Source organism: Pseudomonas sp. KK18 (assembly GCF_037094675.1).
GTDB lineage: Bacteria > Pseudomonadota > Gammaproteobacteria > Pseudomonadales > Pseudomonadaceae > Aquipseudomonas.
Genome location: NZ_CP146605.1, coordinates 3524306 through 3548174 on the forward strand (window position 1 = coordinate 3524306; position 23869 = coordinate 3548174).

16 protein-coding genes are annotated in these 23869 nt (G+C 60.7%); 8 read left to right on the plus strand and 8 right to left on the minus strand.

Annotated elements, in window-relative coordinates:
* Nucleotides 1-4: 4 nt before the first annotated feature.
* On the minus strand, nucleotides 5-1828 hold the full coding sequence (locus V6607_RS16150; protein ID WP_134326613.1) for a serine hydrolase domain-containing protein: 1824 nt from the start codon (nucleotides 1826-1828) through the stop codon (nucleotides 5-7).
* Nucleotides 1829-2025: 197 nt separating this feature from the next.
* Here V6607_RS16150 and V6607_RS16155 point away from each other — a divergent pair, with 197 nt between their 5' ends.
* Entirely contained in the window at nucleotides 2026-2697 is a 672-nt protein-coding gene (locus tag V6607_RS16155) for a DUF3313 domain-containing protein (RefSeq protein ID WP_087693015.1), read from the plus strand.
* 30 nt (nucleotides 2698-2727) lie between these two features.
* On the opposite strand, the gene V6607_RS16160 is transcribed toward V6607_RS16155, so the two are convergent.
* The 3 genes from V6607_RS16160 to V6607_RS16170 form a co-directional block, all read right to left on the minus strand.
* Complete coding sequence (locus tag V6607_RS16160) at nucleotides 2728-4128, minus strand: DUF1254 domain-containing protein (protein ID WP_003217572.1); 1401 nt, start codon at nucleotides 4126-4128, stop codon at nucleotides 2728-2730.
* Nucleotides 4129-4361: 233 nt separating this feature from the next.
* Nucleotides 4362-4721: a response regulator gene (locus V6607_RS16165; RefSeq protein WP_003217574.1), complete on the minus strand. Its 360-nt coding sequence runs from the start codon at nucleotides 4719-4721 to the stop codon at nucleotides 4362-4364.
* A 216-nt stretch (nucleotides 4722-4937) separates the two neighbouring features.
* Nucleotides 4938-8504, minus strand: coding sequence for a hypothetical protein (locus tag V6607_RS16170; RefSeq protein ID WP_256662426.1), 3567 nt, complete (start codon nucleotides 8502-8504; stop codon nucleotides 4938-4940).
* Between the two features lie 280 nt (nucleotides 8505-8784).
* Between V6607_RS16170 and V6607_RS16175 the strand changes: the two genes are divergently transcribed.
* The 5 genes from V6607_RS16175 to V6607_RS16195 all read left to right on the plus strand — a co-directional run bounded on the left by V6607_RS16175 (nucleotide 8785) and on the right by V6607_RS16195 (nucleotide 15337).
* A complete protein-coding gene (locus V6607_RS16175) occupies nucleotides 8785-12282 on the plus strand; it encodes a response regulator (RefSeq protein WP_134326614.1) in 3498 nt (1165 codons plus the stop codon).
* Entirely contained in the window at nucleotides 12283-13098 is an 816-nt protein-coding gene (locus V6607_RS16180) for a protein-glutamate O-methyltransferase CheR (RefSeq protein ID WP_003217583.1), read from the plus strand.
* Nucleotides 13095-13694, plus strand: a complete 600-nt coding sequence (locus tag V6607_RS16185) for a chemotaxis protein CheB (protein WP_134326615.1) — start codon at nucleotides 13095-13097, stop codon at nucleotides 13692-13694. Before V6607_RS16180 ends, V6607_RS16185 begins: the two co-directional genes overlap by 4 nt.
* Nucleotides 13688-14881, plus strand: coding sequence for a hybrid sensor histidine kinase/response regulator (locus V6607_RS16190; RefSeq protein WP_003217587.1), 1194 nt, complete (start codon nucleotides 13688-13690; stop codon nucleotides 14879-14881). Before V6607_RS16185 ends, V6607_RS16190 begins: the two co-directional genes overlap by 7 nt.
* Nucleotides 14882-14959: 78 nt before the next feature.
* On the plus strand, nucleotides 14960-15337 hold the full coding sequence (locus V6607_RS16195) for a response regulator (RefSeq protein ID WP_003217591.1): 378 nt from the start codon (nucleotides 14960-14962) through the stop codon (nucleotides 15335-15337).
* Between the two features lie 30 nt (nucleotides 15338-15367).
* On the opposite strand, the gene V6607_RS16200 is transcribed toward V6607_RS16195, so the two are convergent.
* From V6607_RS16200 to V6607_RS16215, 4 genes are all read right to left on the minus strand, one after another.
* The gene (locus tag V6607_RS16200; protein WP_008431031.1) at nucleotides 15368-17038 is read right to left on the minus strand and encodes a response regulator; all 1671 of its coding nucleotides are present in this window, start codon (nucleotides 17036-17038) and stop codon (nucleotides 15368-15370) included.
* Nucleotides 17035-18537: an ATPase domain-containing protein gene (locus V6607_RS16205; protein ID WP_102369051.1), complete on the minus strand. Its 1503-nt coding sequence runs from the start codon at nucleotides 18535-18537 to the stop codon at nucleotides 17035-17037. The genes V6607_RS16200 and V6607_RS16205 overlap by 4 nt, the downstream gene beginning before the upstream one ends.
* Before the next feature lie 111 nt (nucleotides 18538-18648).
* Nucleotides 18649-19707: a tetratricopeptide repeat protein gene (locus tag V6607_RS16210; protein ID WP_102369052.1), complete on the minus strand. Its 1059-nt coding sequence runs from the start codon at nucleotides 19705-19707 to the stop codon at nucleotides 18649-18651.
* A gap of 75 nt (nucleotides 19708-19782) precedes the next feature.
* Nucleotides 19783-20673, minus strand: a complete 891-nt coding sequence (locus V6607_RS16215; protein WP_134326617.1) for a bestrophin family protein — start codon at nucleotides 20671-20673, stop codon at nucleotides 19783-19785.
* A gap of 755 nt (nucleotides 20674-21428) precedes the next feature.
* On the opposite strand from V6607_RS16215, the gene V6607_RS16220 reads away from it, so the two are divergent.
* Both V6607_RS16220 and V6607_RS16225 read left to right on the plus strand, forming a co-directional pair.
* Nucleotides 21429-23078 (plus strand): AMP-binding protein, encoded by a 1650-nt coding sequence (locus V6607_RS16220; protein ID WP_134326619.1) that lies wholly within the window; start codon nucleotides 21429-21431, stop codon nucleotides 23076-23078.
* A 22-nt stretch (nucleotides 23079-23100) separates the two neighbouring features.
* Nucleotides 23101-23868 (plus strand): SDR family NAD(P)-dependent oxidoreductase, encoded by a 768-nt coding sequence (locus tag V6607_RS16225; RefSeq protein WP_134326620.1) that lies wholly within the window; start codon nucleotides 23101-23103, stop codon nucleotides 23866-23868.
* Nucleotide 23869 lies beyond the last annotated feature (1 nt).

Below are 23869 nucleotides of genomic sequence, written 5' to 3' on the forward strand. Positions count from 1 at the left end.
GAGGTCAGAGACTCAAGGGGTTGTGGGGAGAATCGGTACGTTTGAAGTGGTAGCCGGAGGCGCTCAGGCCGTTGACCTGGCGACTCACGGTATCGCCCAGGCCATAGCCGTTGCCGGCCAGCACCGCGTGGGCGTTGTCCACGGGCAGCAGGATGTAGTCGGTCAGCGGCTCGTCGTGCAGTTGGCCGCGGATCACCAGGAAGCCGTTCTCCAGGCGCACGCTGATGCCGCTCAGGGGCGCGTCGGGCTCATGGGTGTTGAGCACTTGATAGGTACCGATGGTGTCGGCCCAGGCATTGCTCAGCGGGGTCTGTTCGATGCGTTCGCCCACCGGGACGCGTTGGCCGTGGCTGCGGGCGGTGAGCATCTGGCGCCCTTGCACCGTTACCACATCCAGCTGCACACGGCCCAGTTCGCCGAGGTCCTTGAGCCAGAAGCCGAGGAATTTCTGTTGTGCCCGCAGCCAGCCCTGGCCGTCGCGCAGCAGTTCGAAACGGGTGTCGGCCAACTCGCCATACAGCTGGCCGTTTTCGTCCTTGATACGGAAGACACCCCAGGCCGTGGCGTAGAAACCCGCCAGGCGCCTGCGGTCGATCGCGGCGGGCACCTGGCGGATTTTCAGGCCGTGGGCGGGCGCCTGGCAGTTGTCGGCACACACCGGGTCGCCGGTCTGGGCCTGGAGCATCAGGCGCAGGGTGTCGGTGGTCAGGGACACCACCATCTCTTCGGCGTTGCTGTCGTTGGCCATCACGATCACGGCCAGTTGCTGGTCCGGCAGCATCGTCAGTTGCGCCGCGAAATCATCTCCGCCACCGCTGTGCTGGAAGGTGCGAATGCCGGGGCCCACCGGCTCATCGCCGCAAGGGGCGAGAAACCATCCCAGGCCCATCTGGCAGTCGAAGTCCAGGGCGTTGCCGGTGTTTTGCTGGCTGAACATCTCGTCAATCGACTGGCTGCCCAGTACCTGTCTGTCTTTATAGAGGCCCCGGGCGAAGAGCATGCGCACGTAGTGGCTGAGGTCCTTGGGGCTGCTCCACAAGCCACCGGCCGCAAGGTCGCGCACCTGGGCGTCGGCGCTGACGGTGCCGTCTGCATAACCCCGGGCGCGAAAGCCCGGTTGCGCGCCGGTGCCGACGAAGCTCGACTGGTTCATCTCCAGGGGCTTGAGCAGGCTGCTTTGCAGTCGGGTTTCGAAATCCTGCCGACTGCTGCGTTCGATGGCGGCGCCGACCAGGGCGTAGCCGAGGTTGGAATAGGCCACCTGGGTCCCCGGTGGCGTGCTCAGCCAAACCCCTGAAATACGCATTGGCATCTGGCCCATGGCGAAGGTGTTGCGCACGTCCCGCAGGTGTTCGCTGGGCAGGCCGGACTGGTGGCTGAGCAGGCGGCGCAGGGTGATGTCGCGGTCGGCGGCAGCCTGGTCGGAATGAAAGCGCGAGCGTACGTAGAACTCCCGCAGGGTGTCCTGGATCGGGGCGTCGAGGGCCAGGCGCTGTTGCTCCACCAGTTGCAGGGCGGCGGTGGCGGTCAGCAGTTTGGAGAGGGCGCCGGCGCGGAACGCGGTGTTGGGGGTGACGGGTTTGCCCAGGGCCTTGTCGGCCAGGCCAAAGCCCTGGGCCCAGATCAGTTCCTGGCCGTTGACCAGGGCGATGGACAGGCCGGGTATGTTTTGCCTGGCCATTTCGCTGGGAATGCGTTTTTGCAGGTAGCGGATGATTGCGCTGTAGTCGCCCTTGGGAATGGGCGGCGGGGCCGGCGGCTGGCCGTGGCAGCCGAGGCTGCCCAGCAGGCAACCCAGCAGCGGAATACTGCGCAATGTGCGAAACATGATGAGCACCCGAGGGGTGGTTTGGATGCTCGAATGCTAGGGGCGGGCCGTCGATGAGTCTTTGTGAGCTTTGTCGGGAAACTGTCAAAGACTGTTAATGCAGGCCGCCCCTGGAGGGTTTGCTTCATTGCCGCAGCTCCAGCATCAGCTATACCTAACGCTCAACGCTTCCTCAACGTCAGCCAAGGAGTCTCGCGATGAAACTGGGAATAATGATCAGCACCGTGTGTATTGCCACGATCGGGGTGATGGGGTGTTCCAGCAAGGTGACGCAGCCGGACGAATACTCCGGGTTTCTCTCCGACTACAGCAACCTCAAGGAAGCCAAGTCGCCATCGGGCGCGCAGGTGATGCGTTGGGTGGACCCCAACCTGAGTCTGAGCCGCTATAACGCGGTGTACATCGAGCCCACCCAGTTCTACCCCAAGCCGCAAGCCAGCACCAGGATCCCTGAAAGCACCTTGCAGGGCATCAGCACCTACTACAGCCAGGCGCTCAAGCGCGAACTGGAAAAGTCCTTGCCTCTGGCCGACGGACCAGGCCCGGGCGTGATTGTGGTGCGTGCGGCGATCACTGCCGTCAGCAGCAAGACCGAAAGTCTCAAGCCCTATGAGTACATTCCTGTCGCCCTGGTGGTCGCCACGGTCAGCACGGGCGCCGGGATTCGTGACCAGGAAACCACCTTGGGCACCGAAGCCCAATTCCTCGACGGTGCCAGTGGCAAGGTGGTCGCCCAAGTCGTGCGCAAAGGCACCGGTAAACCGTTGGCAAACGACTCCCAGGTGATGAAAGCCGATGACGTGAAAAACGTCATCGACGGCTGGGCGTCGGACCTGCATCAATCGTTTTTGAAGCTTAAAAAGGGCTAAGCCTCAAACGGTGCGCGACTTGAGCGGGTGCTATTTGATCGGTGTGAGCGGTGGCTGCTTCCATTGCCCGTTACCCACTTCAGGCTTGGGCAGGTAAATGCGCAATAGGGCATAGAACGGGCCGGGTGGTGCTGGCAGCCAGTTGCTTTGTTCCGCCTTCGGTGGCTCGTGGTGCGCGACCAACAGCGTCAGGCCGCCATCGGCGTCGAGCTTGAAGTTGGGCAACATCCCCGACGTGAGCACGTAGCGCTTCTTCAGGTTGGGGGTCAGCAGATTGGTCTTGGCGTTGTACATGGTCAGTGACCAGAATGCGTCGGTCGGTGGCAACTGGTCCTTGGCGAAGTGCAGGGTGTAGCTGTGGCGTGCGCCGTTGGCGGGTTTGCCCTCGCTGTCCACGGAGTAGCGCAGGTAGGCCGTTTCATCGCCGGAGTTGCCAAACAGGTGCAGGTTGGCGCCAGCGTAGCGGTACAGGTAGTTGTTTTGAAGGTGGTCGCGATTGCCGAACAGGTCTGCACTGGATACTTGATGGGTATCGATCTTGTCTTTTTTGAAGGCTGCATACTCGGCTTTGCCGTCGGCGATGCCGTCATCCAGCGCTTTGCGTTGCTCAACCGTCAGGGCCTTGAGGTCGAACGGTTTACCCGCCTCGACGCCGATCCTGGCAAAACGCGCGAGCACGTCTTTCTCACTGTCCTGCGGTGCTGCGTAGGCCAGCATGAAGTTCAGATAGCGGAACAGATGCACGCTGTCGCTCATGTTCGGCGTAGGCTTGGGCCAGGCAATTTTCGGCGGCTTGATGGGTTTGGGCTGCTTCACGTAGCTGCTCAGGGTCTGGACCTTATAGCCGCCCTGGATCTGTCTGACTTTGCCCAAGTCCTTTTCATCGAACAATTGAGTGCGGTACAGGGCGTAGGCGATGTTGCTTTCGCTGTACACGACGCGGTCGATATCGGTTGGCTGCTGGCCTTTCCAGCCCGGGCCGGCAATCATGTAGTGGCCACCGTTGTTACCGGTGCTGCGGGTGCCCAGATAGCCGAAGTTCTGCGTATAGAGGTCGACCAACTGCACGGCGTAGTAGCGGTTGTCTTCGATCCTGGGCAGGGTCAACACCACGGGCTCGGCCCGCAGATCGAGCCAGACAAAGGAGTTGGGCGTGTCCGGGTTGGGGGTGGGGATCGCTGTATCTTTAGGGGTTATCGCCTGCGCGGTGTTCCCGATGTGGTTGAACGGCGCCTTGAAGTTCGCCCCGGTCTTGTCGACAGCCTGGGTGTAGAGAGTCTTGTACATCTCCACCACCGGGAAGCCATAAAGATAGGCTTCCTTGGCGATGGCCCGGGCTTCACTCGGCGTGGCGGTGAAATCGGCCCAGGCGCCGGTACTCATGAAAATCGAGAGGCTCGCCAGCAGCAGGCGCGTCGGTGTTCGAATCATGTTGTTGCGTCCTTACTGAGTCAGTCGGATGTCGTCGAGTTTTCAGCTGTTATAAAAGCAGGCTCCGGTGGGCGCGTACAGTCGCAACTAGCTGAACCTTTGCGTGTCAGGCAGAGTTTGCACTCAGTTGCTCGGGAAGTCTTTTGGCACGTGAGGTTCAACGCAAAGATCTATCGATCAGTTGACATCAACGAGATCAAGTGCCGCCTGTGAAAGGCGGCATCGGGGGGCAGTCAAGGCAGTATGGACTTGACCTTGTCACGCAACTGATCAATCGAGAACGGCTTGCCGATCACCTGCATGTCGGCTGGCGAATCGATATTTTCGGCATAACCGCTGGCGAACAGGATGGGCAGGGCGGGGCGTATTTCACGGGCCTTGAGGGCCAGTTGCTTGCCGTCCATGTCCGGCAGGCCGACGTCGGTCATCATCAGGTCGATGGTCTGGTCGGTGTCTTGAACAATTTTCAAGGCTTCTTCGGCATCGGCCGCTTCAAGCACTTGGTACTCCAGCTCTTCGAGGACATCGACGATCAACATGCGCACGATGGCGTCGTCTTCGACTACAAGGATGGTGGAGGGGGCGGCTGACATAGTGGAGGTTCCCGAACAGTGGAAGGGGCAGGTCTTGGGCGATGGGAAGACCGTTTTCATCCTGAGTATTGTCGGTCCCGGCAAGTTCCCCAGATAAGCAAAACATTGTGCCGGTAACGGCTACAAATGTCGCGTATCACCGCCACTCACTTGCCAGGGGCTTGCTGGAACAACCAGCAAGCCCCGGCCATGGTCTCAAGCTGCCGGTTTTATCGGTTAAAGGGATCCGTACACCAACCCATGCACCCGGCTCTGGTTCTCGCTTGCCTTGAATGTGCTGACCGTATATTCCGGGTTTGTCGGCGTCCCAAACGCTCCCGGGATGAGCGGCGTCTTACTGTTGGCCAGCGATTCCTTCATTCCTTTTTTCATGGCGTCCTCGGTCGGAAAATTGACCAATCCGAAATTGGGGTCGAAATAGAACCATTTTCGCGTGCCGCCTTCCACGATCACTCCCGCTGTCATCGCGTGGACGGGCGTGGCGATGATGAGTGTCTTGGACGTCGTCGCGTTGGCCAGGTCATCGATGATGGCCTGATAGGACTTTTGCGTGACGACTTCAGCCGAGTGCGGTCGCTTTCTGAAGTGATCCTGGGCTTCGCTCATGTCCTTGATGAACCTCGCCGATTTTGGGTTGGTTTCCTTGGTTGCCGCCGCAATGAAAAGCTTGTCGATGTACTCGTCCTGTTTTCCAACGGACACGGCGTAGGCCATTGCGTTGGCTAACACGCCACATTCGCCTCCGGTCACCGTGTCCACATGGCTCAAATAGAAATTCTGGGGCATGCCCCTGAGCTTGATGCCGGGGATGCGCTCAATTTCGGCTTTGTAGAACTCATAGTTTTTAAGGCCGACTTCTGATCGCTTTTTGCCTATTGACTGTGCCAGGGCGCCGATTTCTTCGGGGCTTCGATTCGGCTTAAGTGCCAGTTCCATGAGCTCTGCGATATCCATGGAGCCCGAGTAGCCCGGGATGTCATCCACTACCCCGTTGTTATAGCCACGCATATACGAATCGTGGCTCGTTGTTCTGGCGTGTTCCTGCGTAGCCTTGAATGAGTTGGATAATTGCTTGGAGGGTGTGTTTTGCGCCTTGGTGGCCGGCCCTCCGACAAAGTACTCCCAGAAGCTTTCAACGTTGTCCTGGATCGACACGGTCTGTGGCGTGAACCCCTTCAACGGTGGGCCATAGGGTTGTTTCTTGAGGGCGTCGTACGCGTACCATTCGCCCTTGTTCAATACAGCGGAGGCTTCGACGGTTTGATCCGCCAGCTTGATGGTGCCGATTGCCGCGACGCCATGCTCCTTGCCGGCGGCTTTCAACAGGTCATGGCTGCCGGCTGCCCCCTTGAGTTTGTTTAGCCCGTTAATGCTTTTTTCGACTACAAACTTGCCGCCCCGGTTAATCAGTCCTGCGCCTCCCAGAAGCAAATCGCCCAAGCCGCCCACCGGGTTCAAGGCGCCGATGGTGGCGACACCGATCTTTTTGGCAACATTCAGCGCCTTGGCGCCTGCACTGAGGGCTTTTGTGCCCGCCTGTGCCGCTTTGGACGAACCCAGGCTGACAAAGCCCAGCAGGTCCAACTGGAGGTCAATCGCCCCCTCCAGGTAATTACCCTTGGTAAAGTTGGCAATCGCTGACTTGAAGGGAATGAGGTCGAGGAAGAAATGGGTCACCTTCAGCTCGGTTTCCATTTGCTTGTCGTAGGTCGTGGCGCCTTTGGCTTGCTTGACGACATCCTCGTTGCCCAGGTCGAGGTTTTCGACAAATGCCTCCGCGATGTACTGGGTACGGGCGGTGGCAAAGCTGTTGGGAGGCAGTGGGTTCGTGTCTGTACTGGCTGAGCGCTCGGGCTCAGTGGCCTCTGAAGCGTCGAATTTTTTTATTCTGTTTTCCTCGATCGCCAGTTCCCAGGTACTCGCAGAGAAATCCTGGGGCGTTACTTTTTTGATGCTGCCGTTTTTTATGTCCAGCCTATAGGTAACAGGTTCCGTGCCACCCTCTACCTGTATCAGCAGCTCATTTTTAATCGGTTTGAAAAGCGAGGTGACCAGGTTTGGGCCCAATTGATAAACAGAGGGCTGGTAAAAAGTGAGGTTGCCCTGCTCGATGTTTTTTCGATCTTCCAGCGGCAGGCTGGCGATCAGGTGCTTTACGGTGGTGGCAACCCCGTCATTCAGCGACTTGATCGACGCTTCAAACTGCTTTTGAAATGTCGCGTTTACGTCGAACTTGAGCGACTGGCCTTCCAGTGCCTGGGTGATGTCTGGATCCTTGGATTCCCAGGTGTAATCGCCCAAGCCACTCATGGCGATGTCCAGCAACGAATGCAGGCCCGCAGGTGCGCGGTTTGGGTCGTAAAGCGGTACGCCAAACTGTTGTTGGCGGGTGTCCTTCACCGTCAGGGCCTTTTTTTCAAACGGCACATCTTCGCCAAATCGCTCCTTGAGCTGGGCCAGTGCAATGGCCTTGCGGCTCGGGATATCGGTCTCCAGCAGGGTGGAGGCCTTCATGCGTTCATCCACCTGCTGAGTGAACTCGACGCGTATCGCTTCCAGCTGGTCGGGGCTGTAGGCATCGTTGGGTTGTTTGCTGATAACGCCGTTGGCCACGGCCCAATCAATCAGCGCTGCCCTCTGTGCGCTTTGGGTCACGGCGGGCTCGGCGAGTGCAGCGCTTTCGGCCTTGAGCATCACTTGGGCGAAAGTCATGTTCGGTACCGAGCCCGGCGACTGCGCTTCAATCGACGCCGCCGCAACCGCCAGGTTGACCCAGGCCGGGCTGCCATAGGTCACGCTGGCCGGGATGTCTTTGATCAGGAACTCCGGGGCTGTTCTTGCCAGCAATACGTAAGCACCCGCCTGGGCCATCTCGGGGCTCGTTCTGCCCTCGCTCGACAGGTGTGCGCTCAGCCCGTTGACGATGGCAGAGGCCGGCTTGCCCCAATGTTCTTCACTGGCCACGTCGAAACCGGCCAGTTTGTTCCGTTGAGGCGCCTGGATTGACTCGGGATCCATCTGTGCACTGATGGCGGCCAGCAGGTAGTCGTAATGGCTGTTCTTGGTCTCGATACCATTGAGCCCGCGCTGCAGGGCCTGGCCCATCAGCTGGCCTTCGGGCGAGCTTAAAAGAAACTCGAGGATCTTCGCCGGGTCGTTCAAGGCGGCCACAGGAATGGGATTCTGGTACGCGAGAAAGTCCAGGACGCTCTTTGTCTGCGTGACTTGCGGCTGATCGCCGAGGTGGTGGGCGTGGTTCATCGCAAGCAGGCGCAACTGAGTTTGCTGGTTCTGGTCCAGCGGTGCGGGCCAGGACAGGGCACCGCCCAGGTCACCGAAAGGGTGGGCGGCGATCCTGACGGTCGCTTCCAGTTTCAGCTTGAGCAACTCGGCCTTGGAGGTTGGCAGAGGCACCCCGTTGGCATTCAGGAATGCCTCCAGGCTTTGGTTGACCCTGGTCCCCATATCCAGGGTGTTGTGATGGGACGAGTCCGGATGAATGGCCATTTGTGTGAGCTTCAGGACGGACTGTACATAGGGGGCGGTGTCGTAGTCTTGCAGGGCCGGGGCAGCGAGGTTGATGGCGTCCAGCAGGTTCTGCCAGTTCTGCCGGTCGGCCATGGGCTGTTTCAGCACATCGGAGCGGCTGGCGGCTGATGCTGGCGCTGCTGCAACGGCAGGGGGCGTGGCTGGCAGGGGGCTCAGGGACGATGCCCCGGAAGCAGGGGAGGAAAAGAATTGGGGCGCAGGCTGTTGCACGGAGAGGTTGCTGACATTTTGCATCGGTGGGTACCTGTTTTATTAGGAGATACGCGCCTTTTCCGGGGAGGTTCCCTGTTCCCCACGGCACCCCTTTGGGTGGGGCGGCCCACACACAACGTTCCAGGCTCACTTCGGTTCCCATGTAAGAAGGAAAGTCAATTGCCGAGTGTTAAAAACACATCCATTCGTCTATTTATCAATGGGTTATGTAATCCATGTCGCTACGGGTAGCAGAAAAATAGCGCTCAGGCGCAACTTTGGGGCAAACTCCTCGTTTTTCCGTATTGGCCAAGGCATGCCCATGACTCCCGCGTCGTCTGTCGATGAGAAAAGCTTCCGTAAATTGCTGGGCCGCAACGTGGCACTGCCGTTGGGCGTTGGCGTGCTCAGCGCGGTGTTTTTCGTCGTTCTGATCACCTACCTGTTGTCGGTGATCCAGTGGGTCGAACACACCGACCGGGTAATCAACAATCTCAACGAAACCTCGAAACTGACCGTGGACCTGGAAACCGGCATGCGCGGCTTCCTGATTACCGGTGACGAGCATTTCCTCGACCCGTACGAAGTGGCCAAGCCGCGGATCATTTCCGACTTGCGCAACTTGCAGGCACTGGTGGCGGACAATCCGGAGCAGGTGGACCGGCTCAAGCGTCTGGAATCGTTGCAACAGGCGTGGAACACCTACGCCCAGTCGATGATTGACATGCAGCGGCAAAACGGCGATTACCGCACCGCCGTGAAAGCCGGGCGTGGCAAGAGCCTGACGGACGAGATTCGCAAGGAGTACGACCGGGCGGTGGCGATGGAGCAACAGTTCCGCATCACCCGCAATGAAGACGTTACCCGCACCACGATCATCAGCGTCACCTTGTACCTGGTGTTTGTGCTCGGCCTGAGTGGCTTCCTGGCGTATGTCGGCCGAAAGAATCTTTTAGAACTTTCAAACAGTTACAGCGAAAACCTGATGTCGCAGCAGAGGATCGCCAAGCGCCTCGAGCAGCAAGCCTGGTTGCGCAACGGCCAGACCGAGCTGGCCGAGCAGGTCCTTGGCCAACTGACGCTGAACCTGCTGGGGCGCAACATTTTGCAGTTCTTTGCCCAGTACATGGGCTCGGCGGTGGCGGCGTTGTACGTGCGTGAAGAGCACGGCGGCCTCACACGCGTGGCGACCTATGGCTTCTCCCGCGAGCAGGAGCAGCAGGAACAGTCGATCTACAACGACGAAGGCATCGTCGGCCAATCGGCCCGGCAGGACCGCCTGATTCGCCTGGACGATGTGCCGGTGGATTACTTCAAGGTCAGTTCCGGCCTCGGCGAAGGTTCGACCCGCAGCGTGCTGGTGGTACCGACCAGCGATGATGGCCGGGTCAACGGGGTGATCGAACTGGGTTTCCTGCGTGCACTCGATGACCGTGATGTCGAACTGCTGGAGTTGATTGCCGACAACATCGGCACCTCCATCGAAGCCGCGCGTTATCGCCAGCGCCTGCAAGAAGTGCTGGCCGAAACCCAGCAGCTCAATGAAGAGCTGCAAGTGCAGCAGGAAGAGCTCAAGACGGCCAACGAAGAGCTGGAAGAACAGTCGCGCATCCTCAAGGAGTCCCAGGCCCACCTGGAAACCCAACAGGCGGAGCTGGAACAGACCAACGAACAATTGGCCGAACAGACCCAGACCCTGGCCGAGCAGCGCGATGCCATGGACCAGAAGAACGTCCAGCTCAACCGCGTACAGATCGAGCTGGAAGAGCGTGCCGACGAGTTGCAGCGCTCCAGCAAGTACAAGTCCGAATTCCTCGCCAACATGTCCCACGAGCTGCGCACGCCGCTGAACAGCTCGTTGATCCTGGCCAAGTTGCTGGCGGAGAACCCCCAGGAAAACCTCAGCGCCGAACAGGTCAAGTTCGCCGAGTCGATCTACTCGGCCGGTAACGACTTGCTCAACCTGATCAATGACATCCTCGATATCTCCAAGGTCGAAGCCGGTAAGCTGGAAATGCGCCCGGAGAACACCAGCGTTGCGCGCCTGGTGGATGGGCTGCGCGGCATGTTCGAGCCGCTGGCGGCCGACCGCAAGCTCGGGTTCCAGGTGGAGGTGCAGGAAGGCTCGCCACACATGCTGTTCACCGACCGCCAGCGCCTGGAGCAGATTCTGAAGAACCTGCTGTCCAACGCCATCAAGTTCACCGAGAAAGGTGAGGTCAGCCTGTCGGTATCCCGGGCACCGGGGGAGGGCATCGCCTTTACCGTACGCGACTCGGGGATTGGCATCGCCCCGGACCAGCAGGAAAGCATCTTCGAGGCCTTCCGCCAGGCCGATGGCACCACCAACCGTCGTTACGGCGGCACCGGCCTGGGCCTGTCGATTTCCCGGGACCTGGCGAACCTGCTGGGCGGCTATATCAGCGTCACCAGCGAACCTGGCCAGGGCAGTATCTTTACCCTGGTGGTGCCCGAGCACTATGTAGAGCGTGACGAAGACACCCCGGCGCTGGAACAGCCGCGCGCGGTAGTCCCTGTGCCTGCACCGGCGCCGATCAAGGTGTCGCCGATGCCGATCGCCCACGAAGCGCAGATCCCGCGCTTTATCGATGACCGCGACAAGGCTCCGTTCGCCACGCGTTGCATCCTGGTGGTGGAAGATGAGCCCAACTTTGCCCGCATCCTCTTCGACCTCGCCCATGAACTGGGTTACCACTGCCTGGTGGCCCATGGCGCAGACGAAGGCTACGCCCTGGCGGAACAGTACATTCCCGACGCGATCCTGCTGGACATGCGCCTGCCGGACCATTCCGGCCTGACCGTGCTGCAACGGCTCAAGGAACATGCCGGGACCCGCCATATCCCGGTGCACGTGATTTCCGTGGAGGACCGCGTCGAAGCCGCCATGCACATGGGCGCCGTGGGCTATGCAGTCAAGCCGACCACCCGCGAAGAGCTCAAGGATGTGTTCGCCCGCCTGGAAGCCAAGCTGACGCAGAAGGTCAAGCGTGTGCTGCTGGTGGAAGACGATGACCTTCAGCGAGACAGCATTGCCCGCCTGATCGGCGACGATGATATCGAGATCACCGCCGTAGGCTTCGCCCAGGAGGCCCTGGACCTGCTGCGCACCCACATCTACGACTGCATGATCATCGACCTCAAGCTACCGGACATGCTCGGCAACGAGCTGCTCAAGCGCATGTCCATCGAGGACATCTGCTCGTTCCCGCCGGTGATCGTCTACACCGGGCGCAACCTGACCCGCGATGAAGAGGCCGAACTGCGCAAGTATTCGCGCTCGATCATCATCAAGGGCGCGCGTTCCCCCGAGCGCCTGCTGGACGAGGTGACACTCTTTCTGCACAAAGTCGAATCGCAGTTGTCCCATGAACGCCAGACAATGCTCAGGACTGCCCGCAGCCGCGACAAGGTGTTCGAGGGCCGCAAGATCCTGCTGGTGGATGACGATGTACGCAATATCTTCGCCCTGACCAGTGCCCTGGAGCACAAGGGCGCGATTGTCGTGATCGGCCGTAATGGCCGCGAGGCGATCGAGAAACTCAATGAAGTCGATGACATCGACCTGGTACTGATGGACGTGATGATGCCGGAGATGGACGGGTACGAGGCCACCGCCTTGATCCGCCAGGACCCGCGCTGGCGCAAGCTGCCGATCATCGCGGTGACGGCCAAGGCCATGAAGGACGATCAGGAGCGCTGCCTGGCGGCAGGCTCCAACGATTACCTGGCCAAGCCCATCGACCTGGACCGGTTGTTTTCATTGATTCGCGTGTGGCTACCCAAGATGGAACGGATTTAATTGGAACGAAGCACTGACATCGAACTGCGCTTGTTGATTGAGGCGATTTACCTCAAGTACAGCTACGACTTTCGCGACTACTCCGGCGCTTCGGTCAAGCGCCGCGTGGCTCATGCGTTGCGTCAGTTCGACTGCGCCACCATCTCGGCCTTGCAGGAACGGGTGCTGCATGACCCGACGGCGTTCATGCAGTTGCTGCAGTTCCTGACGATTCCGGTCAGCGAAATGTTTCGCGACCCCTCGCACTTCCTGGCGATTCGCAAGGAAGTGGTGCCGCTGCTCAAGACCTACCCGTCGATCAAGATCTGGATCGCGGGCTGCAGTACCGGGGAGGAGGTGTATTCCATGGCCATCCTGTTGCGTGAGGAAGGCCTGCTGGAACGCACCATCATCTACGCCACCGACATCAATCCCCGGTCCCTGGAAAAAGCCAAGCAGGGGATTTTTTCCCTCGAGAACATCCGCGCCTATACCCACAACTACCAGCAGGCCGGTGGCCAGCGTTCGTTTGCCGATTACTACACGGCGGCTTACGATCATGCGATCTTCGACAAGACCCTGCGGGAGAACGTGACGTTTGCCGATCACAGCCTGGCGACCGACAGCGTATTCTCCGAAACTCAATTAATTTCCTGTCGCAACGTATTGATTTACTTCAATAAAAAGTTGCAGGATCGGGCGTTCGGACTGTTCCATGAGTCGCTGTGTCATCGCGGCTTCCTGGTGCTGGGCAGCAAGGAAACCCTGGATTTTTCCGCCTACAGCAAACAGTTCGAACCCCTGGTCAAGCAAGAACGGATCTACCGAAAATTATGAATGAAGCTACTGCCAGCCCGGTATCCGGGATCGAGGCCATTGTGATCGGCGCTTCCGCGGGCGGTGTCGAGGCATTGCTGAGCATTTTTGGCGAGCTGCCGGCGAGCTTCGGCCTGCCGATCATTACCGTGCTGCATTTGCCGGACGAGCGCCGCAGCCAGTTGGCGGAAGTGTTTGACCGACGCGTATCGATGAAGGTGGTGGAGGCCCGCGACAAGGAAGTGCTCCAGCCTGGCACCCTGTATTTTGCCGGCCCCGGTTATCACCTGTCGGTGGAGCACGACCGCAGCCTGTCACTGAGCCAGGAGGACCGCGTGCACCATTCCCGCCCGGCAATCGACTACCTGTTTGATTCAGCCGCCGATGTCTACGGCAAGGGGTTGCTGGCGATTTTGCTGACGGGGGCCAACCAGGACGGCGCCCGGGGCCTGGCCCACGTCAAGCAGAGCGGCGGTACCACGGTGGTGCAGGACCCTTTGGAGGCCCGCGTCGCCGTGATGCCCCGGGCCGCCCTGGCGCTGCATGAACCTGACCATATCCTCACCTTGAGCCGCATCGGCACCTTGCTGGCTTCCCTGGAATCCTCCCCATGTTAAGTACTGTCCAGGCCAAACTGCTGATCGTCGACGATCTGCCGGAAAACCTGCTGGCCCTTGAAGCGCTGATCAAGCGCGAGGACCGCCAGGTCTATAAGGCATTGAGCGCCGACGAGGCCTTGTCGTTGCTGCTGGAGCACGAGTTCGCCATGGCCATTCTCGACGTGCAGATGCCGGGCATGAACGGCTTCGAGCTGGCCGAGCTGATGCGCGGCACCGAAAAGACCAAGAACATTCCCATCGTGTTTGTCAGCGCTGCCGGCCGTGAGCTCAACTATGCGTTCAAGGGCTACGAAAGCGGCGCCGTGGATTTCCTGCACAAGCCGCTGGATATCCACGCGGTCAAGAGCAAGGTCAACGTATTCGTTGACCTGTACCGCCAGAGCAAGGCGATGAAGCAGCAGGTTGAAGCCCTGGAGCAAAGCCGGCGCGAGCAGGAAGCCTTGCTCACGCGCTTGCAGGCCACCCAGGCCGAACTGGAGCAGGCCGTGCGCATGCGCGATGACTTCATGTCGATCGTCGCCCACGAAGTGCGCACGCCCCTCAACGGGCTGATCCTGGAAACCCAGCTGCGCAAGATGCACCTTGCCCGGGACAACGCCGCGGCGTTTACCCTGGACAAGATGCACGCCATGGTCGACCGCGATGAGCGGCAGATCCAGAGCCTGATTCGCCTGATCGAAGACATGCTCGACGTGTCGCGCATTCGCACGGGCAAGCTGTCAATTCGCCCCGGTCGCTTTGACCTCACGCAACTGGTGCACAACCTGCTGGAAAATTTTGCGCCGCAGGTGGCGGCGGCGGAGTCTTCGGTGGCCTGGGTCCAGGAAGGGCCGGTGGTGGGCAACTGGGATGAATTCCGTATCGAACAGGTGGTGTCCAACCTGTTGACCAACGCCTTGCGCTACGGGGCCAAGAGCCCGGTGGAAGTGCGGGTGTACGCCGAGCATGGCGAAGCACGGGTAGAAGTACGTGACCACGGGATCGGCATCAGCGAAGACAACCAGAAGCGTATTTTCCAGCAGTTCGAGCGCGTGTCGGCCAACCATGCCGTGGCGGGTCTGGGCCTGGGGTTGTTTATCTCCGAGCAGATTATCGCGGCCCACGGCGGGACCATTGAAGTGGAAAGTCGGATAGGCGAGGGCGCGCTGTTCCGTGTCTGCCTGCCCCTGGAGGCCGGGGCATGAAATCAATCGCAAATCCGACGCAACCTCTGCGTGACCCCATGGTCGTATCAGCAGCAATTGACCGGACAAAGGCTTCCCATGAGTGAAGATGCACAAGATGTTGTACTGATCGTCGAAGATGACGAATCGATTATGTTTGTGTTGGGCGAGTACCTGGCGGGCCTGGGGTATCGGGTGTTGAAGGCGATTGACGGTGAGCAGGCGTTTGAAATCCTGGCCACCAAGCCGCACCTGGACCTGATGGTGACCGACTACCGCCTGCCTGGCGGCATTTCCGGGGTGCAGATCGCCGAGCCTGCGATCAAGCTGCGACCGGAATTGAAAGTGATCTTCATCAGCGGTTACCCGCAGGAGATTCTCGACTGCAACAGCCCGATCACGCGCAATGCGCCGATCCTGGCCAAACCGTTTGACCTGGATACGTTGCAGGAACATATCCAGCGGCTGTTGGCTTAACGTCTTGAGAAGAGGGAGCACACTCCCTCTTCAAGCCTTGATCATCTCCCTCACCTTTGCCGTCAACAGATCAAAGGTGAACGGCTTGGTGATCATCTGCATGCCCGGGTCCAGAAAACCGCCCCGTACAGCCGCATGCTCTGCATAGCCGGTAATAAACAACACCTTCAACTCGGGCCGCACCTGCCGGCCGATCTCCGCCAGTTGCCGGCCGTTCATGCCGGGCAGGCCAACGTCGCTGATCAGCAGGTCAATGCGCTGGCTGGACTCGATGATCGGCATGGCACTGTCGGCATCACCGGCTTCGACGAAGGCATAGCCCAGTTCACTCAGCACGGCGCTGACCAGCACCCGCACGGCCGGGTCGTCCTCGACGATCAGCACGGTCTCGCCGGCATTGGCGAACGGCAGCAATGCCGGGTTGAGCGGTTCATCTGCAATGACCTCGCCGACATACCTCGGCAGGAACAGGCTGACGGTGGTGCCTTGGCCCACCACACTGTGGATCGACACATGCCCGTGGGATTGGCGCGCAAACCCGTAGATCATCGACAACCCCAGCCCGGTGCCCTGGCCGATGGGTTTGGTGGTGAAGAACGGGTCAAATGCACGGCTGATCACGCTCTCGGGCATGCCGCAGCCGGTGTCGCTGACGCTCAGTTCCACATAGTCGCCAGGGGTGAGGGTGCCGTAGGCTGCGGTAAACACACTGTCCAAGTGGCGGTTGGTGGTTTCCACCACCAGTTTGCCGCCGTTGGGCATCGCATCCCGGGCATTGATGGCGAGGTTGAGCAGGGCGCTTTCCAGCTGGTTGGGGTCGGCTTCGGCGGTCCAGAGTTGCTCGGTCAGGCGGATATCCAGGGCAATACTTTCATTCAGGCTGCGTTGCAGCAGCTCACCCATCGAACTCACCAATTGATTGATCTGTACCGGTTTTGAATCCAGCGACTGGCGACGGGAAAACGCCAGCAAGCGGTGGGTCAGGGCGGCCGCGCGGTTGGCTGAAGTGACACCCAGGTCGATCAGGCTGTCGAGGTCTTCGGTGCGGCCCCGAGCCACGCGCCTGCGCAGCAGTTCCAGGCTGCCGATGATGCCGGTCAGCATGTTGTTGAAGTCATGGGCGATGCCGCCGGTCAATTGGCCGACGGCTTCCATTTTCTGTGACTGGCGCAACGCTTCTTCGTTATTGCGCAGCTGCGCCGTGCGTTCTTCCACCTGTTGCTCAAGGGTTTCCAGGGTGCTTTGCAGGCGCTGTTCGCTCTGGCTCAGGTCGATCAGCCGGTCGCGGGCCTCGTATTGCCGACGACGTCCGCGCAGCGCCGTGGTCACGAGGCTGATCAGGGTGATCGGGTGGAACGGGCGCTCCAGGAACGTCACGTTGCCCAGCAAGGTGCTCAGGTGCGACGAGCCATTCTGTTCGCTGCCGCCGTGGTGCGTCATCAGCACAATCGGCAGGTCTGACCACGCCGGTTGTTGATGCAGGTGCGTGAGCAGGGGTTCCAGGTCGATACCGCGCAGGGCTTCGGCAGCAATGACCAGCAAGCCGGCACCGTGCTCCAGCTCCTCGCAGAGCATCTGCAAATGGCTGGCGATGATGCCGTTGAAACCAGCCTCATTGAGCATCATCAACGCCAGGGAGCTGTCGCGACCCAGGGGCGCCAGAATGATCGCCCGTTCGAAAATGGCCGGCAGGCCACTCATGAACTTTCATCCTTGAGCAGCGGGTTGTCGGTGCCCATGTAGGTCGGTACGCCGCGCAATACACCCTGGAACGCATCAAGCGGTTCGCCGATGGTCATGCCACGACTGCCGATGCGGTATTCGCGAATGGTCGATTCGTGGCTGCCGGTGCGTTTCTTGATGATCGAAATCGCACGCCGCACCTTGCCCAGGGCTTCGAAGTAACGCAGCAGGATCACGGTGTCGGCCAGATAGGTAATGTCCACCGGCGCCTGCATGTCCCCCACCAGCCCGTGCTGGGCGACGGTCATGAAGGTCGCAGCGCCACGGCGGTTGAGGTACAGCAGCAGTTCGTGCATGTGCAGGATCAACGCGTTCTCTTCCGGCATCGCGGCCTGATAGCCATTGACGCTGTCGATCACCACGGTCTTGATCCCGCGTTCGTCCACACAGCGGCGCACCCGATGGGAGAACTCGCCGGGGGACAACTCGGCGGCGTCTACCTGTTCGATCAGCAGGTTGCCGGTGGCTTGCAGGGCCTCCAGGTCGATGCCCATGTTCTTCATGCGCTCGAACAGCAGGCCCAGCTCTTCGTCAAAAATGAACAGCGCGGCTTTTTCGCCCCGGGAGACGGCTGCCGCGGCAAAGATCATCGAGATCAGCGATTTGCCGGTACCGGCCGGGCCCAGGATCAAGGTGCTGGAACCGGTCTCGATCCCGCCGCCCAACAGGGCGTCCATCTCGCGGATGCCGCTGGTGAGGGTCTGGCGGTTGTAGCCGCCACGGTGCTCGGCTGCCACCAGGCGCGGGAACACATGTACGCCGTCTTCCATGATGGTGAAGTCGTGAAAACCGCCGCGGTATTTCTGGCCACGGTACTTCACGATCCGCACGCGGCGGCGCTCGGCGCCGTAGTTGGGGGTCAGTTCTTCCAGGCGAATCACACCGTGGGCCACGCTGTGTACGGTCTTGTCGAGGGACTCGGTGGTCAGGTCGTCCAGCAGCAGCACGGTGGCGTCGTAGCGCACGAAGTAGTGCTTGATCGCCAGGATCTGCCGGCGATAGCGCAGGGAGCTTTGCGCCAGCAGGCGGATTTCCGAAAGGCTGTCGATCACGACGCGGGTAGGCTTGACCCGTTCCACCACTTCGAAAATCTGCCGGGTGGCTTCGCCCAGCTCAAGGTCCGAGGAATACAGGAGGCTTTGCTGGTGCTCGGCGTTGAGCAGGCTTTCGGGGGGAGTCAGTTCAAAGATGTGAATGTGTTCGTCCAGGTCCCAACCATGGGACTTGGCACCCTGGCGCAACTCGCGCTCGGTTTCCGACAGGGTGATGTACAGCGATCGTTCGCCGTTTTTTGCGCCGGCCTGGAGGAAATGCAGGGCCACGGTGGTTTTACCGGTGCCGGGTTCACCTTCCAGCAGGAACAAATGGCTGCGGGAAAGCCCTCCGGCAAGAATGTCGTCCAGACCTTCAATACCGGTGGCCGCCTTTGCTGTGAACAGCTCTTTGGATGTAGACAAGAAGTGCCCTCGGGTCACAAATAAGTAGTCGGCAGCGCCGTCTGGGGCGCGCCATATTTACTTGACCTTGGCGCCGTGTGGCGGTTCAACGTTTTGTATCAAATACCGCTTTTACAGGCCCTGTTGCAGCGCCGGGTCGTCCGGATTCTGCTGTTCAAGCTGTGCCAGCAGCACCTGCACATTCTGCAACTGGCCGGTTTCCTTCCAGTAATTGACCAGCAGCACCCTGGCTTTGCGATTGGCCGGGTTGCGCTGGATGATTTCTTCCAGCTGGCGCTGGGCGGCCTCCAGTTCCTGCTGGGCGTGCAGGGTGGTGGCCAGGTCGTAGCGGTAATCCTGGTTGTTCGGTTCGAGCTCCACCGCCCGGGACAGGCTGAGCAGGGCAAAGGCGCGCTCGCCATGGTGCAGCAGCCACATGCCCAGGGCATGTTGCAGGTAGGCCGAATCGGGGTGGGCCTGCAACTGTTTGGCCAGGAGTTGGCGGGACTCGTCGACCTTGCCCTGTTTGTCCAGCAGTTCAATTTGCGCGACCACGGCTTGCAGGTTGTCCGGTTGCAGGCGCATCGCCTGCTCCAGGGCGTTTTGTGCGTCGGGCAGCAGCGCGCTGTGAATGTACAGGCGTGCCAGCTGGATCCAGCCTTCGGGGCTTTCGGGTTGGCCCTTGAGCAGCTTTACGTATTCGTCGAGCACTTGCTGCAACGGGCCGAAGTACAGGCCCAGGGTATCCGGGGACAGCCCGAGCAAGGCATTGGCCGCGGCAAACCTGACGCTTTGCTCGGGGTCATCCAGCAGTGGCCCGAGCAACAGCGTGCGCTGGCCGCTGGGCACCAGGCCGACAATGCTGTGAATCGCCGCCTCGCGCACCATTGGCGCGTCGTTGGCCAGGTCCTTGTCCGCCAGCTTAAGGGCCTGGGGGCTGGGGTAGTTGGGCAGTTCGGCATGCAGGGCGGCGCGGCGCACATCGGAGAGGTCCGGGCGGCCCAACTGTTGATACAGCACACGGGCGGCGCCGGGTTCACCGTTATGCGCCTGCTTCAAGGCCTTGGCGTAACCATGGGCGATGGCCGGGGGCACGACCACCGGCGTGGTGCGGGTGAAATACCAGGTGATCAGCACAATAAACAACAGGGCGCACAGGCCGACGATGGAGTAACGGCGTGACTTTGACATGCAGGCGTCCGAAAGCTGGGCAGCTAGTGCAAAGCCATCAGCTTCGGTCAGGTTATCGCGAGTGTCAAACCCGCATCACGTCAGCACGAACTCAATCGGCTCAAGGGCCGGCGGCAGCGTGGTTTCGCCGAGGGCGGCGAGAATCTCGCGCTCCAGGGTGCGCACGATGGCGTTGCAGGGCAGGTCGTTTTCGTCGAAGCCGAACGGGTCTTCGAGGTCGTCGCCGATTTCGTCCAGGCCGAAGAAGGTGTAGCTGACGATGGCGGTGAACACCGGGGTCAGCCAGCCCAGCGGCTCGGCCATGGCGAAGGGCAGCAGGATGCAGAACAGGTAGATGGTGCGGTGCAGCAGCAAGGTGTAGGGGAAGGGCAGCGGGGTGTGTTTGATCCGCTCACAGGAGGCCTGGACCTGGCTCAGGCCGTACAGCCGGGTTTCCAGTTGGGTGTAGCGCCAGTCGCTGATGTGGCCCTGTTCGGCGAGGTTCGAGCAGCGGGCGCCGAGGTCTTGCAGGATGCTGTCGGGCAGGTTCGGGTGGCCGGGTTCTGGGTTGGCCCACGGTTTGATCGCCTGGCTTTCGTCTTCCAGGCGCAGGCGGGCGATCAGGCCATGGGCGAAACCGCACAGGCTGCGCAGGACGTGTTTGCGTTCGGCAGGGTTGAGGACCTGGGTTTCGCGGACCAGTGAGCGGATCTCGATGATCATCTGGCCCAGTTGTTTGCGGCCTTCCCACCAGCGGTCGTAGCAGGCGTTGTTGCGAAAGCTCATGAAGATGGACAGTGACAGCCCCAGCAGTGTGAAGGGTGTGGCGTTGACCTTGGAAAAGTAGGCCGGGTGCAGGGTTTCTACCAGCACGATGACTGAGGCCAGGAGGGTGACCAGCAGGCTGCGCAGCGCAATGCGTTTGGCGATCGAGCCCTTGAGGGAGAACAGGATGCCGAGCAGGTTGGGTTTGGGACGGACGATCATGGGCGAGCTTCTTGGGTGGCGCAGGCTGTCAGGTTAGAAGCATGTTTGCGTTGCGTCCAATTGCTTGGGCTGACTGGGTGATTGGTGGGGTCTATCGGGATTGGGTACATATCCGTTTTTTCGGTGACCAGAGCGAAAGCAGATCTGCTTTTCTGTGGGAGCGGGCTTGCTCGCGAAAAACCTGAGGGCGCCGCGTTCATCCAGAATGCCAGCGTCATCGTTAACGACCTTCGCGAGCAAGCCCGCTCCCACATTTGGACCGTGCCCGCTTTAGCTTTTGATTTGGCTTCTAAACACTCAAGCCGGCCGGGAGGCCGCTGTGCTCTTGCTTTTGATCTTGATCTTGATCTTAGGCGCCCCGTTAAACCACGCTGGCCGAACGCAGGCTTTGGAGCGTGGGTAACCCGGCAGGACGCCGGGTTAGCCGTCCTGGGCCAAGGATGGCCCATGACGGCGGCCCACGGTCCAAAGCCGGAGTGAGGGCACACCGAGCCTAGGCGAGGTGCCGAGTGGTGGGGCAAGAGCGTTTTGCTTACTTTTGCGCTGTTCAAAAGTGAGCCGCTGTAAGAGCGGAACCAATACAAGCCATCACCCAAAAAACGAATATACACACACACCAAACAGCGCCCCCCATTGGCCAAACCAGTCAACCAAGTTGAAAGCTTTGACCATTGCCCACCCACCGCTCTAGAGCGACTATTTCACCGGTCTACGTACCCATCCTGAAAATAAAAAACACACAGGGATTTGAAGCGATGCGTGATTACTCGGCTGCCACCACCCAGTTCAACTACCAACACACCGTCGACGCTGCCTTGTCGGGCAACCTGCAGGCCCTCAACGCCTGCGTCGAATGCTGCGACCGCCACGCATTACCTGGCCGCATCGCACTGTTCTGGGAGGGCAAGGACGGCCGCAGCGCCACGTCCACCTTCACCCAACTGCAAGACCAGGCCGCACGCTTCGCCAACTTCCTCCTGGCCCAGGGCGTCAATCGCGGCGACAAGGTAGCAGGCCTCCTGCCACGCACCGCCGAGCTGCTGGTGGTCGTCCTCGCCACCTGGCGCATCGGCGCGGTCTATCAGCCGCTGTTCACCGCCTTCGGCCCCAAGGCCATCGAACACCGCCTGAACAGCTCCGGCGCCGCGCTGGTGGTGACCGATGCAGTAAACCGTCCCAAACTGACGGAAGTGGCCGACTGCCCGACCATCGTCACCGTCGCCGGCCCCAACGGCGAAGGCATCGTGCGCGGCGATTTCAGCTTCTGGGCCGAGTTACCCAACTATTCCAACCTCTGCGAACCCGTATTGCTGGCCGCCGACGACCCGTTCCTGCTGATGTTCACCTCAGGCACCACCGGCCCGTCGAAAGCCCTGGCCGTGCCGCTCAAGGCAATCGTTGCGTTCCAGAGCTACACCCGCGACGCCGTCGACCTGCGCCCCGAAGACGCATTCTGGAACGTCGCCGACCCGGGCTGGGCCTACGGCATCTATTTCGGCGTGACCGGCCCCTTGTCCATGGGCCACCCGATCACCTTCTACGATGGCCCGTTCACCCTCGAAAGCACATGCCGTGTCATCAACAAATACGGGATTACCAACCTCACCGGTTCTCCCACGGCCTATCGCCTGCTGATTGCCGGGGGCGAGCAGTTCGCCAAGTCGATCAAGGGCAAGCTGCGTATTGTCAGCAGTGCCGGCGAGCCGCTTAACCCGGAAGTGATCCGCTGGTTCGCCGATAACCTCGGCGTGACCATCCACGACCACTACGGCCAGACCGAGTTGGGCATGGTGCTGTGCAATCACCATGGCCTGGAGCATCCGGTGCACGTCGGCTCCGCGGGCTTTGCCTCGCCGGGCCATCGCATCGTGGTGCTGGACGACAACCATCAGGAGTTGCCCGCCGGCCAACCGGGCATCCTCGCCATCGACCGCGAGCAATCGCCGATGTGCTGGTTTGCCGGTTATGACGGCGTCAAGACCAAGGCCTTCGTCGGCAAGTACTACCTCAGCGGCGATACGGTGGAGCTGAACCCCGATGGCAGCATCAGCTTTGTCGGGCGCAGCGACGATGTGATCACCACCTCCGGCTATCGCGTGGGGCCGTTCGACGTAGAGAGCGCCTTGATCGAGCATCCGGCCGTGGTGGAGGCCGCCGTAGTGGGCAAGCCATGTCCGGAACGCACCGAGATCGTCAAGGCGTTTGTGGTGCTCAGCGAGCAGTACCGCGCCGAGCCGGCCCTGGCCGAAGAGCTGCGCCAGCACGTGCGCAAGCGCCTGGCCGCTCACTCGTACCCGCGGGAAATCGAATTTGTCAGCGAGCTGCCCAAGACCCCGAGCGGCAAGCTGCAACGCTTCATTTTGCGTAATCAGGAAATTGCCAAGGCCCAGGCGGCCACGGCGTGACCCATTCTTCAAGGAAACAATGATGCAGATTGAGAACAAGGTTTTTCTGGTCAGCGGTGGCGCTTCAGGCCTCGGCGCGGCAACCGCCGAGATGCTCGTGGCGGCCGGTGCCAAGGTGATGCTGGTGGACCTGAACGCCGACGCAGTGGCCACCCAGGCGCAAAAGCTCGGCGCGCAGGCCCGCAGCGTAGTCGCCGATATCAGCCAGGAAGCCGCTGCCGAAGCGGCGGTACAGGCCACCGTCGCCGCCTTTGGCGGTTTGCATGGGTTGGTCAACTGTGCCGGTGTGGTGCGGGGCGAGAAAATCCTCGGCAAAAATGGCCCGCACGTGCTGGCCAACTTCGCCCAGGTGATCAACGTCAACCTGATCGGCAGTTTCAACCTGCTGCGCCTGGCTGCAGCGGCTATCGCTGAAACCGAGGCGAATGCCGATGGCGAGCGCGGTGTGATCATCAATACCGCTTCAGTGGCAGCGTTTGACGGCCAGATCGGCCAGGCGGCCTATGCCGCTTCCAAGGGCGCGATTGCCAGCCTGACCCTGCCGGCGGCCCGCGAACTGGCGCGCTACGGGATTCGGGTGATGACCATCGCCCCCGGTATTTTCGAAACTCCGATGATGGCGGGCATGACGCCGCAAGTGCGCGAATCCCTCGCCGCCGGCGTGCCATTCCCGCCGCGCCTGGGCAAACCGGGCGAGTACGCCGCGCTGGTGCGGCATATCATTGAAAACAGCATGCTCAACGGCGAGGTGATCCGTCTCGACGGGGCCTTGCGCATGGCAGCCAAATAAG